General features: G+C 64.1%; 15 protein-coding genes. 3 read left to right on the top strand and 12 right to left on the bottom strand.

Features of this window, described 5'->3' with window-relative positions:
• Positions 1-49: 49 nt before the first annotated feature.
• On the top strand, positions 50-586 hold the full coding sequence (gene tatB / locus J0L98_RS03280; protein ID WP_296410053.1) for a Sec-independent protein translocase protein TatB: 537 nt from the start codon (positions 50-52) through the stop codon (positions 584-586).
• Positions 583-1,320, top strand: a complete 738-nt coding sequence (gene tatC, locus J0L98_RS03275; protein WP_296410051.1) for a twin-arginine translocase subunit TatC — start codon at positions 583-585, stop codon at positions 1,318-1,320. The genes tatB and tatC overlap by 4 nt, the downstream gene beginning before the upstream one ends.
• 73 nt (positions 1,321-1,393) lie before the next feature.
• On the opposite strand, the gene ychF is transcribed toward tatC, so the two are convergent.
• The 8 genes from ychF to argB form a co-directional block, all read right to left on the bottom strand.
• Positions 1,394-2,485: a redox-regulated ATPase YchF gene (gene ychF / locus J0L98_RS03270; RefSeq protein ID WP_296401715.1), complete on the bottom strand. Its 1,092-nt coding sequence runs from the start codon at positions 2,483-2,485 to the stop codon at positions 1,394-1,396.
• A gap of 128 nt (positions 2,486-2,613) precedes the next feature.
• Complete coding sequence (locus J0L98_RS03265) at positions 2,614-4,878, bottom strand: EAL domain-containing protein (RefSeq protein WP_296410050.1); 2,265 nt, start codon at positions 4,876-4,878, stop codon at positions 2,614-2,616.
• Positions 4,879-4,951: 73 nt separating this feature from the next.
• Positions 4,952-6,652, bottom strand: a complete 1,701-nt coding sequence (locus tag J0L98_RS03260) for a bifunctional protein-serine/threonine kinase/phosphatase (protein ID WP_296410049.1) — start codon at positions 6,650-6,652, stop codon at positions 4,952-4,954.
• A gap of 7 nt (positions 6,653-6,659) precedes the next feature.
• Positions 6,660-7,874 (bottom strand): nitrate/nitrite transporter, encoded by a 1,215-nt coding sequence (locus J0L98_RS03255; RefSeq protein WP_296401712.1) that lies wholly within the window; start codon positions 7,872-7,874, stop codon positions 6,660-6,662.
• A gap of 149 nt (positions 7,875-8,023) precedes the next feature.
• The gene (gene nirD / locus J0L98_RS03250) at positions 8,024-8,335 is read right to left on the bottom strand and encodes a nitrite reductase small subunit NirD (RefSeq protein ID WP_296410048.1); all 312 of its coding nucleotides are present in this window, start codon (positions 8,333-8,335) and stop codon (positions 8,024-8,026) included.
• Positions 8,332-10,809: a nitrite reductase large subunit NirB gene (nirB, locus tag J0L98_RS03245; protein ID WP_296410047.1), complete on the bottom strand. Its 2,478-nt coding sequence runs from the start codon at positions 10,807-10,809 to the stop codon at positions 8,332-8,334. The genes nirD and nirB overlap by 4 nt, the downstream gene beginning before the upstream one ends.
• Positions 10,810-11,160: 351 nt before the next feature.
• Positions 11,161-11,664, bottom strand: a complete 504-nt coding sequence (locus J0L98_RS03240) for a disulfide bond formation protein B (RefSeq protein WP_296410045.1) — start codon at positions 11,662-11,664, stop codon at positions 11,161-11,163.
• 135 nt (positions 11,665-11,799) lie between these two features.
• Positions 11,800-12,699, bottom strand: a complete 900-nt coding sequence (gene argB, locus J0L98_RS03235; protein WP_296410044.1) for an acetylglutamate kinase — start codon at positions 12,697-12,699, stop codon at positions 11,800-11,802.
• Positions 12,700-12,744: 45 nt separating this feature from the next.
• On the opposite strand from argB, the gene J0L98_RS21560 reads away from it, so the two are divergent.
• Positions 12,745-13,167: a cysteine-rich CWC family protein gene (locus J0L98_RS21560; RefSeq protein WP_365954126.1), complete on the top strand. Its 423-nt coding sequence runs from the start codon at positions 12,745-12,747 to the stop codon at positions 13,165-13,167.
• On the opposite strand, the gene nudB is transcribed toward J0L98_RS21560, so the two are convergent.
• Genes nudB through J0L98_RS03210 form a run of 4 tightly spaced genes read right to left on the bottom strand, consistent with a single transcriptional unit; the run spans position 13,127 to position 16,086 of the window.
• On the bottom strand, positions 13,127-13,606 hold the full coding sequence (nudB, locus tag J0L98_RS03225; RefSeq protein ID WP_296410043.1) for a dihydroneopterin triphosphate diphosphatase: 480 nt from the start codon (positions 13,604-13,606) through the stop codon (positions 13,127-13,129). The two genes, J0L98_RS21560 and nudB, sit on opposite strands and share 41 nt — an antisense overlap.
• Positions 13,603-14,046 (bottom strand): barstar family protein, encoded by a 444-nt coding sequence (locus J0L98_RS03220; protein WP_296410042.1) that lies wholly within the window; start codon positions 14,044-14,046, stop codon positions 13,603-13,605. Before J0L98_RS03220 ends, nudB begins: the two co-directional genes overlap by 4 nt.
• A 2-nt stretch (positions 14,047-14,048) precedes the next feature.
• Positions 14,049-14,423, bottom strand: coding sequence for a ribonuclease domain-containing protein (locus J0L98_RS03215; RefSeq protein WP_296410041.1), 375 nt, complete (start codon positions 14,421-14,423; stop codon positions 14,049-14,051).
• A 46-nt stretch (positions 14,424-14,469) separates the two neighbouring features.
• Positions 14,470-16,086 (bottom strand): tetratricopeptide repeat-containing response regulator, encoded by a 1,617-nt coding sequence (locus J0L98_RS03210; protein ID WP_296410040.1) that lies wholly within the window; start codon positions 16,084-16,086, stop codon positions 14,470-14,472.
• Between the last annotated feature and the right edge of the window lie 3 nt (positions 16,087-16,089).

Here is a 16,089-nt window from a genome sequence, read left to right as displayed (position 1 = left end):
TTTCTGCCCGCCCCGCCGTTCCGGCGCATTTCAACTTTAGGCGAAGCGGATGTTCGACATCGGTTTTTCGGAACTCATGCTCATCGGGATCGTGGCACTGCTGGTGCTCGGCCCGGAGCGATTGCCCAAGGTGGCGCGTACCACCGGGCACCTTCTCGGCCGCCTGCAGCGCTATGTGTCCGATGTGAAGTCGGACATCAACCGCGAGATGCAGCTTGAGGAGCTGAAGAAGCTCCAGGAAGAGGCACGTACGGCTGCCATGGCCTTCGAGGGGACTGTGCGCAGCGAGGTGCAGGGCATCGAGAACGGCCTTTCGTCGACCGTGGCCTCCGCATCCTCGGCCGTGGCCGACCTGGAGAACACGATCCGCTCACCGGAGGCGACCCATTCCGTGGCCCCGGCCAGTGATGCGGAGCACGCTGCGGCGCTGGATCGCCAACTGGCGGAAGCCGACAGCCATGCCGGCCCGCCCCCCTTTGTTGATGCCCCCGTGTCTGCCGAGCAGGGTGCGCCCGACGTGGAGCAACCTCAGCTGGGCCTCAACTTTGATGCACCGTCACCTGACGTGAAGAAAACCCCGTCATGAGCGCCCAGGAAGACACTTTCATTTCCCACCTGGTTGAGCTGCGGGATCGTCTCCTGCGGGCAGTCGTGGCGATCATCGTCGTGTTTGCAGGCTTGATGCCGTGGGCCGGCGATATCTACGACATCCTCGCCCATCCGATGATGCAGGCCCTGCCCGAGGGCACGCGCATGATCGCCACCGGCGTGGTCACCCCCTTCTTCGTGCCCATGAAGGTCACCCTGATGGTGGCTTTCGTGATCGCGCTGCCCTATGTGCTCTACCAGGCCTGGTGCTTCATCGCGCCGGGGCTGTATGCCCATGAGAAGCGTCTCGGTCTGCCGCTGGTGGTTGGCAGCACCGTGCTCTTCCTCGCCGGCATGGCATTTTGTTATTTCTTCGTGTTCGGGACGGTGTTCACTTTCATCGCCCAGTTTGCACCCAAGAGCATCACCCCCGCGCCGGACATCGAGCAATATCTGTCCTTCGTGATGTCCATGTTCCTGGCATTCGGTATCACCTTCGAGGTGCCGGTGATCGTGATCGTGCTGACCAAGCTGGGCATCGTGGATGTGGCCAAACTGAAAGAGGCCCGCCCCTACGTGATCGTCGGCGCTTTCGTGATCGCCGCCGTGGTGACCCCACCGGACGTCGTATCCCAGCTCATGCTGGCCATCCCCATGTGTCTGCTGTACGAGCTGGGGATCTTCCTGGCGCGTTTCGTGACGACGACCCGCGGTGATGCCGTGACGGAGTGAGGCTGGTGCCGAAGCAAGAAAAATGGGGCGCCCCGGTTGGGGCGCCCCATTTTCGTGAACGCTGCTCCGGAACTCAGACGTTGAACAGGAAGTTCAGCACGTCGCCATCCTTCACCACGTATTCCTTGCCTTCGGAGCGCATTTTGCCGGCTTCCTTGGCGCCGGCTTCGCCCTTGTACTTGATGAAGTCTTCAAAGGCGATGGTCTGGGCGCGGATGAAGCCGCGTTCGAAGTCGGTGTGGATGACGCCGGCGGCTTGCGGGGCGGTGTCGCCCACGTGGATGGTCCAGGCGCGTACTTCCTTCACTCCGGCGGTGAAGTAGGTCTGCAGGCCCAGGAGCTGGTAGCCGGCGCGGATCAGGCGGTTGAGGCCGGGCTCTTCGAGGCCCAGGTCGGCCAGGAAGGCCATCTTGTCTTCGTCGTCCAGGTCGGCCAGTTCGGCTTCGATCTTGGCGCACAGGGCGACGACGGGGGCGCCTTCCTTGGCGGCGTGCTCGCGCAGGCGGTCCAGGTAGGGGTTGTTGTCAAAGCCGTCTTCGGTGACATTGCCCACGTACATGGCGGGCTTGAGGGTCATCAGGCAAAGGGGCTTGAGGATCAGCTTCTCGTCGTCGCTGAGCTTCATCGTGCGCGCTGGCTGACCCTCGTTGAGGTGGGGCAGCAGCTTTTCGAGGATGGCGACGAGCTTCTGGGCATCCTTGTCGCCGGAGCGGGCCTTCTTGTTTTCCCGGTGGATGGCCTTCTCGACGGCGGCCATGTCGGCCAGGGCGAGCTCGGTGACGATGGTCTCGATGTCGGCCAAGGGATCGACCTTGCCGTTCACGTGGATCACGTTTTCGTCTTCGAAGCAGCGCACCACATTGACGATGGCGTCGGTCTCGCGGATGTTGGCCAGGAACTGGTTGCCCAGGCCTTCACCCTTGGAGGCCCCGGCGACCAGGCCAGCGATGTCCACGAATTCGACGATGGCCGGCTGGATCTTCTGCGGATTGACGATCGCCGACAGGGCATCAAGGCGCGGATCGGGCACTTCGACGATGCCGACGTTGGGCTCGATGGTGCAGAAGGGGTAGTTCTCGGCGGCGATGCCGGCCTTGGTGAGGGCATTGAAGAGGGTCGATTTGCCGACGTTGGGCAGGCCGACGATGCCGCATTGGAGAGCCATGGTGTTCCTTTGATGTTCAGGGCTTTCCGGCCAGACGTGCCGGAAAGCCCGCTATTGTAAAGCGGGTTCCCGTTCATCCAAAGGCCGACCGTGTCATGTCCCTCCCGCCGGGCATCTGCGTTCTGTCTTCAGGTGGCGGGGCGGGGTGCGTCCCCCCAGCCGGCGGGGCGTTTCCATTGGGCGATCCAGGCAGGTACGGCCTCGGCAGGCATGGGGTGGGCAATGCCGTATCCCTGGGCATGCTCACAGCCGATGCTGAGCAGCGCCACCCCGTGTTCGATGGTTTCCATGCCTTCGGCGACAACCTCCCGACTGAAGCTGCGGGCAAGGGCCACCACACCCTTTGCGATGGCCAGATCCTCCGGATCTTCCAGGATGTTTCGCACGAAGGATTTGTCGATCTTGAGCGTCCGTGCGGGTAGTCGCCGAACGTAGGTCAGGGAGGAATGGCCGGTGCCGAAGTCATCGAGGGTGAAGCTCACGCCAAGGGATGCACTGTCGCGGATGATCCGGGCGACCTTTTCCACGTCCTCCATGGCAGCGGTTTCCAGGATTTCGATCTCCAGGCTTTCCGCGGGCATGCCGGGATGGGCTTTCAGGAGCTTGGCCAGGTGCTCGCCAAAGCCCGGGGCTTTCAGATGGTGGCTTGAGATGTTGACGCTGATCGGGAGGTGCAAGCCGACCGCTGACCAGCGCTGCATCTGGGACAGGGCTTCGGCGAGCACCCACCGGCCGAGCCGGACGGCCACCTCGCTGCCCTCCACATAGGGCAGGAAGCTGACCGGCAGAATCAGCCCTTCCTCCGGATGGGCCCAGCGGATCAGGGCTTCGACGCCGACCACCGTGCCCAGGCGCATGTTTACCCGGGGTTGATAGAAGAGGACAAACTCACCTTCCGCGAGGCCCCTTTCGACATTGGCGGTGGTCTGGTACAGAGCGCGTGCGCGGCCTTCGAGCTCGGTGTCGAAGAGGCTGCAGCGGCCGCGGCCCGACTGCTTGGCAATCAGCATCGCCTGGTCTGCATTGCGCAGGAGGACGTCCGGCTCCTCTCCGTTCAGTGGGCACACGGATACGCCGATGCAGGCAGATATGGCGATGCTACTGCTCTCGGAGATGGGGATCGGACACTCCACGGCTTTGAGCAGGCGCGCAACCGTGGCGGGTATCTCCTCGCGATTCTCGATGCCGCCCAGCAGCACGACGAACTCGTCCCCACCCAGGCGGGCGACCGTGTCGGTGCCGCGAACACAGTCCTGGAGGCGGCCGGCGAGCTGGATGAGCACGCTGTCACCGGTGGAATGTCCCCAGGTGTCATTGAGGCGCTTGAAACCATCCAGATCCAGATAGCACACCACAAGCAGACTATCTTCCCGTTCGCCCCGGAGGATGGCCTGGCGCAGGCGGTCGAGCATCAATGCCCGGTTCGGCAGGCCGGTCAGGGAGTCGTGGTAGGCGAGGAAGTTGGCCCGTTCTGCCGAGCGAACCTCGTCGGTGATGTCACGCAGGATGGCATAGAAGCCGTCCTCTTCTCCACCGTTGGTGCGGGCTTGCTGTACGCTGGTTTCAAGCCAGCGTTCGATGCCACTTACCGGATCCTGGTGCCGGCTGCGGTAGGTGCCTCTGCCGTCATTCTTGAGCAGGGTCTGACGGATCTGACGTAGGGTGTCGGCGCCCACCGTATCGACAACCGGGTTGCCAATCAGCTCGTCGGTCGACTTGCCGTGGAAGTGCGCGTAGTTGTTGTTGACGTAACGGTAGCGCCCCTCCGCATCCACGGCTGCGAGCATGATGGGGCTGTGTTCTGTGACGAGGGCCAGGGTGGTGGCGAGGCGGGCTTGTTCGGAATAGCGCTGCAGATGCAGGCGGTAGGACAGGACCGTGAAAAAGCCCATGATGCAAAAGACGGCGCACAGCATCAACCAGCGCAACAAGGGTGGGACCGGACCCGCCTGGGTGATCCAGTTGTAGTGTTCGGCCAGAGAGATGCCGAGCAGTGCGGCGACGGTGGCGATGGTCATCCCGATGGCGTGGCGTGGCCCCTTGAGCCAGCCCTGCATGAAGATCAGCAGGGAAATGCCTACGACGCCGATACTGCGATTGCCGCTGCCGAATGGGGCGGACGCCAGGATGATCGCCCAGCTCCCCCAGATCAGTATCTGGCCGGCAATCCGGGCGTGACCCTTCCGAATCCCGATCAGCGTGGCCAGCGCAAGTGCGCAGATCAGCACGGCGGGGCGAAGCGGGAGACTGGAGGGCGCGTCCAACAGATAGGCCAGGCTGACGGAGGTACCCAGCAGAAGCACGACCGTTGCACTGAAAAAACTGAGCATCTGCGTGCCGGCTTCTTCGTCCAGCAGGGTCACTGTGCCATGTGGGGGGGCGGGTTTGGGCACGGAGGGCACCGGTGAGTGCGCTGCTTCAGCGGAGGTGTCTGTTTGTCCGTCAAGGCGGGGGTTCTGTCGGTCCCTAGCGTACCAGCAACAGGTAGATCAGAAAGATATTGAGTGTTACAGACGCAGCCACCATCAGCCTTAGCCCGAGTTGGGGGTCACGGGACAGCAGGGGTGATTTGCGGGCGACGACGAGGGGGCGGTGGGCGCCCCGTTCGATGGCAAGGAGAAACTCCTCGGCTGTTTCGAAGCGGGCCTTCGGTTCGCGGGCGACGGCCTTCAGGAGGACGGCTTCGAGCCAATCCGGGATGTCCGGACGATAGCGGGTCGGGGGGGCCGGGTCACCGAAGCGCGGTGTCTGGAATGGCTCGATCTCGCCGTAGGGGAACTTGCGGGTCAGCAACTGATAGAGGGTGACGCCGACGGCGTAGAGGTCGGTCTGCTCATTGGCACCTTCGCTGCGCGGGCCGAAGAGCTCCGGGGCCATGTAGCTCGGGGTGCCGGGGTTGTTGATTTCACCGAATTTCTGTCCGTCGCCGGAGGCGTCCGAAGCGGCGACGCCCAGGTCGAGGATGCGCAGGCGACCTTCTGTGTCCAGATGAAGGTTGTCGGGCTTGATGTCCCGATGAACGATGGAAAGACGGTGCAGCCCGGCAAGGCCCTTGAGGATGCGGCTACCGAGTTCGGCCGTCTCGCCGCAGCCGAAGCGGTGTCCGTTGTCGAGTCGTGCCCGCAGGGTGGCGCCTTCGTGCCAGCTCATCAGATAGTAAAGGTGGCTGCGCTCGGCGTGGGGGATGACCTGGGGAAACCAGGCGTCGTTCACCCGCCGGGCCAGCCACTCCTCGTGGGCCAGGGCTGCCGCGGATTCGGTATCGCCGTGTTCGGGGCGCAAGGTCTTGAGGACGCGGGCCTGACCCTGAGCATCGCGTACCCGGTAGAGCAGGGTGGCAATGGACTCATGGAGGAGGGCATCAATGATGAGGCCGTCGAGTTCCTGCCCGGGCTTCAGACGCGGCGGCAGAGGCAGGCGGTGCAGGCGGGCGATGTTGTCGCGCAGGCGGTCGGGGGGCAGGTCATCGACGCGCAGCACCAGCGCCGTGCAATTGTCCTGGCTGCCACCATCTTCGGCGCCCATGGCGAGGCGGGAGGCGGCTACCTGCGGGTCGGCTTCGGTGCGCAGGATGGCGGCAATGCGTTTCTCGCCGAGGGGGCTCCATACGCCGTCGCTCATCAGTGCAAACACGTCGCCGGCCTCCAGCTCGCCGTCGGCATAGTCCACCGAAAGATGGGCGTCCAGCCCCACGGCCCGGGACAAGACGTTGTCGAGTTCCGGGTGCTCCCACACGTGGTCGGTACTGAGCTGCTCCAGGCGTTCGCCGCGCAGCCGGTAGATGCGCGAATCGCCCACGTGGGCGAGGTAGAAGCGGCGTCCGCGCAGCACGATGGCCGACAGTGTCGTGGCCATCCCGGCGGTTTCCCGGTTGCGCGCCGCGTGGGATACCAGCCAGCGGTTGAGGGCGTCGAGTACGGTGTCGAGGGACTTGTTGACGGCCCAGGTGTCCGGGGTGGCGTAGTAGTCGGACAGCAGGCCGCGAACGGTGTACTCGGCAGCCTCGCGTCCGTTGGCGTGGCCACCGACGCCGTCTGCCACTGCTGCCAGGATGCCCTTGCTCTCCAGCTCCGCCCCCTCGGGCGTGACCGCGCCGCAGAAGTCTTCGTTGCGAGGGCGGGGGCCGGTCAGCGAAGCGTAGCCGAGGGTGATCTGAAGAGCGGGCATGGCGGGGTCAGATTCTGGCGTTGGTCAGGTGGGGGGCACCCCAGGTGGTGCGCCAGCGGCCCTTGACGGCGGTGAGGCCGATGAGCGCAGCGATCGCCAGGGCGGCAAAGATCAGGAATCCCGCCTGGTAGCTGCCGGTCATCTGGCGACTGTAGCCCAGGCTGGAGGCGAGGTAAAACCCGCCGACGCCGCCGGCCATGCCCACCAGGCCGGTCATCACGCCGATTTCCTTGCGGAAGCGCTGGGGAACCAGCTGGAAGACGGCGCCGTTACCCATGCCCAGGGACAGCATCGCACAGACGAACACGGCCAGGGCCATCCAGGCCTGGGGCAGGCCGAAGCTCACGATGGTCAGGAAGATGGCGGCGAAGACGTACATCACCGTGAGGCTCTTGATCCCGCCGATACGGTCGGCGACGTTGCCGCCGATGGGGCGCACCAGGCTGCCGGCAAAGACGCAGGCGGCGGTGAAGAAGCCGGCCATCTTCGGATCAAGTCCGTATTGGGTGTTGAAGTAGATGGTGAGTGACGAGGCCAGCCCGACGAAACCGCCGAAGGTGACCGAGTAGAAGAACATGAACCACCAGGCATCCTTGTCCTTGAGCACCTTCAGGTATTCGGCGAAGGACTTGGCGGGCGGGCATTCGGGGGCATCCTTGGCGAGGACCAGATAGACCACGAACACGATGGTGAGCGGGATCAGGGCCAGGCCAAAGACATTGACCCAGCCGAAGGCGGCGGCCAGACCGGGGCCGAAGAGGGCAGCCAGCGCGGTGCCGGAGTTGCCGGCGCCGGCGATGCCGAGGGCGGTTCCCTGGTGCTCCGGCGGATACCAGCGGGAGGCCAGGGGCAGGGCCACCGCGAAGGACGCCCCGGCGACGCCGAGGAAGAGCCCCAGGATCAGGGTCTGTTCGTAGCTGTGGATGCCGAACTGCCAGGCCACGAACAAGGCCACGATGACGATGACCTGGCCGATGGCGCCGGCCATCTTGGGCTTGAGGTGGTCCACCAGCACGCCCATGACCATGCGCAGGAGGGCGCCAGCCAGTACCGGTGTGGCCACCATCAGGCCCTTCTGAGCGTGGGTCAGGCCCAGGTCATTGGCAATCTGGACCCCCAGGGGGCCAAGCAGGACCCACACCATGAAGGCCAGGTCGAAGTAGAGGAAGGCGGCGAGGAGGGTCGGGGTGTGCCCGGCCTTCAGGAAGGATTTTTTATCCATGATGATTGGCTTTCAGACGTGTTACAGGTTGATGGTTTTTTCGTCGGGCGACGGCGGGCGCCCTGTTTTTTTGTGCGAGTTGCCCCGCCGGACCGATGGGCCGGTGTGGTGGCGAGGGGGGGAGAGGCCGGACCTTGTCCGGCCGGAACTCAGATCTGGAGGAAGACGTCGCCGCCTTCCACCTTCACCGGGTAGGGTTTGGCACAGCCCACGTCGGGCGCCACGACCTGACCGTCCTCAAACCGGATCTTCCAGCCATGCAGGGGGCAGGTGACGGTGGTGCCATGGACGATCCCCTGGGACAGGGGGCCGGCCTTGTGGGGGCATCGGTCGTGCAGGGCGAAGACCTGATCGGCCGAGCTGCGGAACACGGCGATGCGTCCTTCGCCGGTACTCTCCACCACCCGTGAGCCCAGTGACGGGATGTCGGTGAGGGCGCAGATTCTGGTCCAGCGTGTCATATTTCGCGCTCCTGAACCTTGATGATCTCGAACTCGCGCTTGCGGGGGCCTCCGGACGGGTCTTCGCAGATCTCGGCCCAGGGGTCGGTGTAGTCCTGCAGCGCGAAGAGGAGTCTCTCGTACAGGGCGCGGCGCGAATCGGCATCCTCGAGCACCCGCTGCCGGACGTGTTCCATGCCCACCCGTTCCAGGTAGTGGCAGGTGCGCTCCAGATAGAAACCTTCTTCCCGATAGAGCTGGATGAAGGCGCCGCTGTACGCCATGACTTCGTCGTCGTCCTTCGCCTTGGCGAAGAACTGGGCCACCTCGGTCTTGATGCCGCCATTGCCACCGATATAGATCTCGTAGCCCGAGTCGACGCCGATCACCCCCACGTCCTTGATACCGGATTCGGCACAGTTGCGCGGGCAGCCGGATACGGCCAGCTTGACCTTGTGGGGGCTCCACATGCCATAGAGCATCTTTTCCAGCTTCACGCCCAGTTCCATGGCGCGCTGGGTGCCAAAGCGGCAGTGTTCAGCCCCGACGCAGGTCTTCACCGTGCGCAGGCTCTTGCCGTAGGCATGTCCCGAGACCAGGCCCGCCCTGGCGAGGTCGGACCAGATGCCGGGCAAGTCTTCCTTTCTTGCGCCCAAGAGGTCGATGCGCTGGCCGCCGGTGACCTTCACGGTGGGGATCTTGTACTTCTCGGCGGCATCGGCAATGGCGCGCAGCTCACCCGGCGTGGTGAGGCCACCCCACATCCGCGGAACCACCGAGTAGGTGCCGTCCTTCTGGATATTGGCGTGGGCGCGCTCGTTGATGAAGCGGCTCTGGGGATCGTCGGTGGCCTCGTGGGGCCAGGTAGAGAGGCAGTAGTAGTTGAGGGCCGGGCGGCAGGTGGCGCACCCGTTGGGGGTTCGCCAGCCCAGGTGCCGCTGGGCCTCGGCCACCGACAGCAGCTTGTGCTCGCGGATGGCCCTGCGCACTTCACCGTGGGAGAGTTCGGTACATCCACACACGGCCCTGTTGTTGGAGTCGGCGGGCTGATAGGCGCCGCCCACGGTCGAGGCGAGGATCTGCTCCACCAGACCGGTGCAGGAGCCGCAGGAGCTGGAGGCCTTGGTATGCCGGCGCACGTCTTCGAGGCTGAACAGGCCATGCTCCTGGATGGCCTTGACGATGGTGCCCTTGCATACGCCATTGCAACCGCAGATCTCGGCGCTGTCGGGCATGCCGGCCGCCACGTTGCCGCCTTTGTGGCCCACGTCGCCCAGATGGGCGTTGCCAAAGACCAGGTGGTCGCGGATGTCGCTGATGTCCTGCTCGTCTTTCAGGAGCTGGAAGTACCAGGCGCCGTCCTTGGTGTCACCGTAGAGCACCGCCCCCACCAGCTTGTCGTCCTTCAGGACAATGCGCTTGTAGATGCCGAGGCCCGGATCGTGAAGGACGATGTCCTCCGCGCCATCGCTACCGGAGAAATCACCCGCCGAAAAGACGTCGATACCGGTCACTTTCAATTTGGTACTGGTCACCGACCCCTGGTAGCGGCTGATGCCCATCTCGGCCAGGTGGTTGGCGCATACCTTGGCCTGCTCGAACAGGGGGGCCACCAGGCCGTAGGCTGTGCCCCGGTGGTTGGCGCATTCACCCACCGCATAGATCCGCGGGTCGTAGGTCTGAAGGGTGTCGTTGACGACGATGCCACGGTTGCAATGGATGCCCGCCTTCTCGGCCAGTTCCACGTTGGGGCGGATGCCGGCGGCGACGCACACCAGGTCGGCGGGGATGGCGTCACCATCCTTGAACTTCACGGCGGCCACCCGCCCCGACGCCCCCGCCACCAGTTCGGCGGTCTGGGCGTTCATCCTGAACCGCATCCCCTTCTTTTCCAGCTCCGCTTGCAGCATCTTGCCGGCGGTACGATCAAGCTGGCGTTCCATGATCCACTCGGAGTTGTGTACCACGGTGACCTTCATGCCGCGCAGGGCCAGGCCGTTGGCGGCTTCGAGGCCGAGCAGGCCCGCGCCGATCACGACCGCGTGCGGGAACGTGGCGGCGGCGGCGATCATCTCGTCGGTGTCCTTGATGTCCCGGTAGGAGATGACGCCGGGCAGATCCCTGCCGGGGAAGGGGGGCATGAAGGGCGTGGAGCCGGTGGCCATCAGCAGGCGGTCGTAGTCGACGGTGATGGTCCCACCCTTCCGGTCGGTGGCGATGACCGAACGGTTGCGCCGGTCGATTTCGGTGACGCGGGCGCCCAGATGCAGCGTGATGCCGTTGTCGGCGTACCACTGCAAGTCGTTCAGGATGATGTCCTGAATGGTCATCTCGCCGGCCAGCACCGGGGAAAGCAGGATGCGGTTGTAGTTGGGATGCGGTTCGGCGCCAAAGACCGTGATGTCGTACATGTCCGGCGCGATCTTCCGCAGTTCTTCCAGCGTGCGGACGCCTGCCATGCCATTTCCGACCATGACCAGTTTGAGTTTGCGCATGAATCCTCCGACGATTGATTCTCCCCGGCCGGCTGCATGGAACATCCGGAACGGGCGGTGAGCCTTGGGCAGGAGAGATCGTCGTTGATCGTGGCTCAGGCCGCCGTTGGCCCGTCCACGTCGCTCCATGGGGTGGAGCGCGCAAGCACCTGAATTTCAGGTTGTGCGCGGTACAGCAAACCCATGCTTGCTAAAACCGCGTACTTGACAAGGCTCTGTAAGCAATCGTTGTGCCATGCTTAACGGTCTGCAGGAAGCCAAGCGGAGAAGGGCTTCACCGGTACTTCAGGAAGGTCATGCACCCGCCAAATGCACCGTGACGGTGCGGATTGCCCCGGATTGGGGCGGGTCTCAGTGCCGAGCTTTGTGGAGTTGCAGCAAAAAAACGCCCAGGCCGAGCAGGATGCTGACGAAGACCAGGAAGGACCAATTGGCGATGGTCAGCCCCAGCAATGTCCAGTCGATGGCCGAGCAGTCGCCGGCACCGCGGAAGATCATCGGCAGGGCCGATGACAGGGGGAAGCTCTCAAGCATGTATTCCAGCCCGGGACCGCATTCCGATACGGCGGGCGGATACCACTGCATCCAGGACTGGCGGGCCGCAATGCCCGCACCAGCAAGGGCTGATGTCGCGAGCAGGGCGGCATAGACCAGCAGCCCGCGGCCACGCGGATTGTGCAGCCCGGTCATCAGGCCCAGCACGCCGCACACCATCATGGCGTAGCGCTGCATGATGCACATGGGGCAGGGCTCGATGCCCTGGATGTGTTGCAGGTAGAGGCCGAAGGCGAGCAGGGCGGCGCAGGTGGCAAAGAGGGTCAGGCCCAGGATACGGACAGGAATGCGCGAGAACATCAGCGGAGGGTTGCCAGGATGGAAGGCGCCCATTGTAGCGGGCTTGCCGTATCTTTTTGTTCCGGGCCGGCTAGGGCATCGCTGTCGAAGGAGGAAAGCGAGGGGAAGCGTCGCGCTATCCCCTCTCCAGTGACCTTACTTGCTCTTGATCATCGTGCCGACACCGTGGTCGGTGAGGATCTCGAGGAGCAGGCAGTGCTCAACGCGGCCGTCGATGATGTGCACGCTCTTGACGCCATTGCGGGCGGCGTCGAGGGCTGAGCCAATCTTTGGCAGCATGCCGCCGGACAGGGTGCCGTCGGCCACCAGATCGTCGATCTGGCGTGGGGTGAGGCCGGTGAGCAGCTTGCCCGCCTTGTCGAGAACGCCAGGGGTGTTGGTCAGCAGCACCAGCTTCTCGGCCTTCAGGATCTCGGCCAGCTTGCCGGCGACCACGTCGGCGTTGATGTTGTAGCTCTCGCCTTGCTCACCGACGCCAATCGGCGCGATCACGGGGATGAAGTCGCCCTTGTCGAGGAAGGAGATCAGGCTCGGATCGATCTGGGTGATGTCGCCCACCTGGCCGATGTCGATCAGGTCACCCGGCACATCCTTGTTCTCCATCTTCAATTTCGTGGCACGGATGAAGCCCGAGTCCTTGCCGGTGAGGCCTACGGCCTTGCCGCCGGCCTGGTTGATCAGGCTGACGATCTCCTTGTTCACCTGTCCGCCCAGCACCATCTCGACCAGTTCCATGGTCTCGGCATCGGTGACGCGCATGCCCTGGATGAACTCGCCCTTCTTTCCGACGCGGGTCAGCATGGTCTCGATCTGCGGACCGCCACCGTGCACGACCACAGGGTTGAAGCCGACCAGCTTCAGCAGCACCACGTCACGGGCGAAGCACTCCTTCAGGTGCGGGTCGGTCATGGCGTTGCCGCCGTACTTGATGACCAGGGTCTTGTCCTGGAAGCGCCGGATGTAGGGCAGGGCCTCGGCGATGATGGCGGCCTTCTGGGCCGGGGAGAGATTGGCGGTGTCGATCGGGTCGCTCATGGTGGGCTGTCGCGCAGAAGGGTTTGAGGTGTAGGCGCGATTGTAATGACCGGGCATGCAAACCAAAAGCGCAAAGACGTTTCAAGCTGTGTGCCTTGCTGTAATAGACTCGGAGGGTGTGAAGAAATCATAGCGAGTGGTTCGAGTTCGCCCCGAGAAGCGCAGCCGTACAATGGAAAGGCGAGCATCGCAGGGGCGAGATCGGGCCGCGTAGCAGATTTTTTTACACCCACTCAGGCACCAAAAATGCGAGACCTGGTCATGGAAGAACAGAGGGTGACAAGGGCAACAAACATCTGTCCGGCCTGCGGTGCGGCATTTACCTGTGGTATGGATGCAGGGCTGGCCGCTTGCTGGTGCGCAAGCCTGCCGCCTGTCCTGGCGGTGCCGGAGGCGCCAGTGGGGCAGTGCTACTGCCCCGACTGCCTCAAGAAGAAGATTGCTGCGTCGCTGGCCCCGCCGCGTTGAAGCGGCGGGCGATGAGGCGGATGGCGTCCCGGTTGGTCCACGAGAAGACCCGCGAGGCGGCCTCCTGCCAGGGAAGCCAGCAGGCGGTGGCGTGCTCGTCCGGCGCCAGCACTGGCGTAAACGTGGCGGGCAGGCACAGGCTGAAGAAGTGTTCGGTGTTGTGTGTGACGCCTGCGGCATAGCGGCCGCGCCAGCGTGGCAGGATGGGGAAGCGGTTGGTGAGTTTCCAGTCAACAAGCGTGGTGGGGGCGGCGGTGAGCCCGGTTTCCTCCGCCACTTCGCGCAGGGCAGTGGCGGCCAGCGGCTCGTCGCCCTCACGGCTGCCGGTGACGGATTGCCACAGTCCGCTGCCGCCAACCCGCTCCATCACGAGGACGTCGAGATCCGCCGTATGAATGACCACCAGAGCCGATACCGGCTGTTTCGGTGCCAGGCTCATTCCATGTCCTGCAGCCAGTCGATACCGTCACCGCTTGTCCCCACCAGCGTCCAGAACGGAATGCCGTCCTCACGCCACGTATCGGCTGCATCCTGGAAGACGGACAGGGCCATGGCAAAGTCGGCTGGGGCTGCCTGGGAAAAGGCGTCGCTGTGCTCAAGAACGATCACGTAGCCGTCTGCGGCCATCCACGATAGATCTGTCAGGCAGTCGGCCAGGGCATCCCAGTTGTGCCCGTACCAGTCGGGGAAATCCAGGGCCTTGCCAACGGCGTCCAGAAAGGCCTCCTTGTCGGCGACCTGAGCAAGATTCACCCGGTAGAGGGGGTATTCGAGGCTTTCGGCAGCTTCTTCCAGCGCGAGATCGGCGGCAAAGGGCATGTGATAAAGCCCGGCTCTTTCGGCACGGGACAGCAGGGTGTGGAACGGGGGAACGCTCATCTTCAGTCCTGGATCCGGCGGAAACTGCGGTAGTGGTCGTCGGAGTAATAGAACACGGAGGGTGGTCGGCCCCCGGTGACGATGCGCCGTGCGCCGCGGTCTCGGGAGCCTGGCGTGGTTACTGTGTACTCCCGATAGAAGCCCCGTTGGGCTTCGGGGAGTCGGCCTTCCCTGTTTTGGAAGGTGATGCCGTCCCGGCGATGCGGAAAGGGGCCGCCCTTGCGGATCAGGGCGAGGGTGTCATGGGCCTCCGGTGGGAGCGCCTTGGCGGACACCTGGGGAAGCTCCTGGCGACTCCAGTCGAGGAAGTCCCTGGCGTGGGCGCTGCCGCAGCAGAGCAGGAGCAGGAGGGCAAGGTGGAGAAAGCGGAAGGTCATGGCTGCGGCGGACGAGGGCGATGCCCGCCAGTTTAGCAGCCCGCTCTCAGGGCTGAATCCCGTATTTCTTGAGCAGGGTGTAGTAGAACGCCGTCAGGGCCGGAAGACGGGAGTTCCCCGGGTCCAGTTGGCGGGCTCGCTCCATCAGGTCGCGGGCCTGGGTCGCGAAGCGTTCGTTCCAGCCGCAGTTTTCGATGTACTTGAGCAAGGCCAGCGTGGCATTGAAAAGCACATGCACGTTGCCGGGCATCTTGCGTACGGCACTGAGCATGAACTGCACTGCGCCTTCGTAGTCACCGCCCTGGGCCTTGCGGGCACCCTCGGCGACGAGGTCTTTAACCTCGGCGTCCATCTGTTTGGCCAATTGCTCACCCAGCTCGGCCTTGCCGGCCTCTTTCAGGATAGCCTGGGTGCCGGCCAAGGTGCGGGCATCGGGGGCGTTGCGCATGATGTCGAGGACGACCTCGGCACCGTGACTGTCCATGTTGGTGGCGAAGCAGGCGCGGGCGAGTTCGCTCTTGAGTTTCAGGGACAGGGGCTGGGCATTGTCTTGGTCGGAGAAGAGCGCCTTGATCGCTTCGGCGGCCTTTTCCGTATTGCCTTTCTTTACGTGCAGCAGGACGCTCGAGAGGTTGGTGCAGGAACGAGTCTTGGCGAGGCCGGCCATGGAGCGTTCCAGATCCCGGATGGTGGCCTCTGCCTGGGCCGTGTCTCCGCGGCCAAGCTGGGCCTGGAGCAGGCGCACATGATCTTCCGGATCCCGGAAGTCGGAGTACTTGCCTTTGCGCACCACTTCAGACAAGGCCTTCTCGGCTTCCTCATGCTCCCCGATCTCGATGGACAGTTCGCCCAGGCGACGCAGGCGCCCGACGCGATGGGGCGACAGGGTTGCGGCATTGGCGAGGATGCTGCGCGCCGATTGGAGCTCGCCGGCGGCCTCCCGGGTGCGCGACAGCCAGTCATATGCATCCACGAAGAGTTCGTTCTCATTGACCAGCGACTGCAGCGTGTCCTCCGCCTCGGCGTAGCGCTTCTGCATGAAGAAGGCCTTGGCCAATCCAAGCCGCGCCCAGGGGATGCTTCGGCCTTCGAGGATCTTCTCGTACAGGCGCTGCGCCTCGTTGGCATTGCCGCTTGCGATGTGAAGCTCGGCGCGCAGGCGCAAGAGGTCGGTCAACCACTGGGGATGGGACTCCTCAGTCTTGATGCACATGGAAATGGCATCGGGGATGTTGCCAAGCTCGATCAGGCGATAGATCGGGAGGAAGGCGTCACGCTTGTCCAGGGCCCGGACGATGCGGTCGTGCAGTGTGTCGGCGGCGAAGGGTTTCAGGATGTAGTCGTTGGGCGCCAGTTCGGCTGCGCTCACCACGCGCTCGTACTGGCGTTCGCCGGTGACGATGATGAACAGGGTGGACAGGGGAATGATGCTGTTGTTGCGCAAGTCCTCAAGGAGATGCTGGCCGTCCTGGCCATCGCCGATGTGGTATTCGCAGAGGATCAGGTCGTAGCGGCTGTCGCGCAGCTTGCGTACTGCGACGCCGGCGGTCACGGCAAACTGGACTTTGCTGATGCCGCTCGTGTTGAGCATGTTGCGAAGCTGGGTCCGCATGGACGGGTTGGCTTCGACAATGAGGGCGGAGACGGTGCCGAGATCAGTCACGGA

Origin of the sequence: Zoogloea sp. (assembly GCF_017302315.1) — a bacterium.
In the GTDB taxonomy this organism is placed as follows: Bacteria; Pseudomonadota; Gammaproteobacteria; order Burkholderiales; family Rhodocyclaceae; genus Zoogloea.
Note: the sequence above shows the minus strand (reverse complement) of the source record. Positions and strands in the feature narration are given on the sequence as shown.

Excerpts from the sequence above, each read along its gene's own strand:
- nudB (WP_296410043.1), bottom strand. The coding sequence starts at position 13,606 with ATGAGCCTGGCACCGAAACAGCCGGTATCGGCTCTGGTGGTCATTCAT.
- J0L98_RS03240 (WP_296410045.1), bottom strand. The coding sequence starts at position 11,664 with ATGTTCTCGCGCATTCCTGTCCGTATCCTGGGCCTGACCCTCTTTGCC.
- nirB (WP_296410047.1), bottom strand. The coding sequence starts at position 10,809 with ATGCGCAAACTCAAACTGGTCATGGTCGGAAATGGCATGGCAGGCGTC.
- tatB (WP_296410053.1), top strand. The coding sequence starts at position 50 with ATGTTCGACATCGGTTTTTCGGAACTCATGCTCATCGGGATCGTGGCA.
- argB (WP_296410044.1), bottom strand. The coding sequence starts at position 12,699 with ATGAGCGACCCGATCGACACCGCCAATCTCTCCCCGGCCCAGAAGGCC.
- J0L98_RS03255 (WP_296401712.1), bottom strand. The coding sequence starts at position 7,874 with ATGGATAAAAAATCCTTCCTGAAGGCCGGGCACACCCCGACCCTCCTC.
- J0L98_RS03215 (WP_296410041.1), bottom strand. The coding sequence starts at position 14,423 with ATGACCTTCCGCTTTCTCCACCTTGCCCTCCTGCTCCTGCTCTGCTGC.
- ychF (WP_296401715.1), bottom strand. The coding sequence starts at position 2,485 with ATGGCTCTCCAATGCGGCATCGTCGGCCTGCCCAACGTCGGCAAATCG.
- J0L98_RS21560 (WP_365954126.1), top strand. The coding sequence starts at position 12,745 with ATGACCGGGCATGCAAACCAAAAGCGCAAAGACGTTTCAAGCTGTGTG.
- J0L98_RS03260 (WP_296410049.1), bottom strand. The coding sequence starts at position 6,652 with ATGCCCGCTCTTCAGATCACCCTCGGCTACGCTTCGCTGACCGGCCCC.
- J0L98_RS03220 (WP_296410042.1), bottom strand. The coding sequence starts at position 14,046 with ATGAGCGTTCCCCCGTTCCACACCCTGCTGTCCCGTGCCGAAAGAGCC.
- tatC (WP_296410051.1), top strand. The coding sequence starts at position 583 with ATGAGCGCCCAGGAAGACACTTTCATTTCCCACCTGGTTGAGCTGCGG.
- nirD (WP_296410048.1), bottom strand. The coding sequence starts at position 8,335 with ATGACACGCTGGACCAGAATCTGCGCCCTCACCGACATCCCGTCACTG.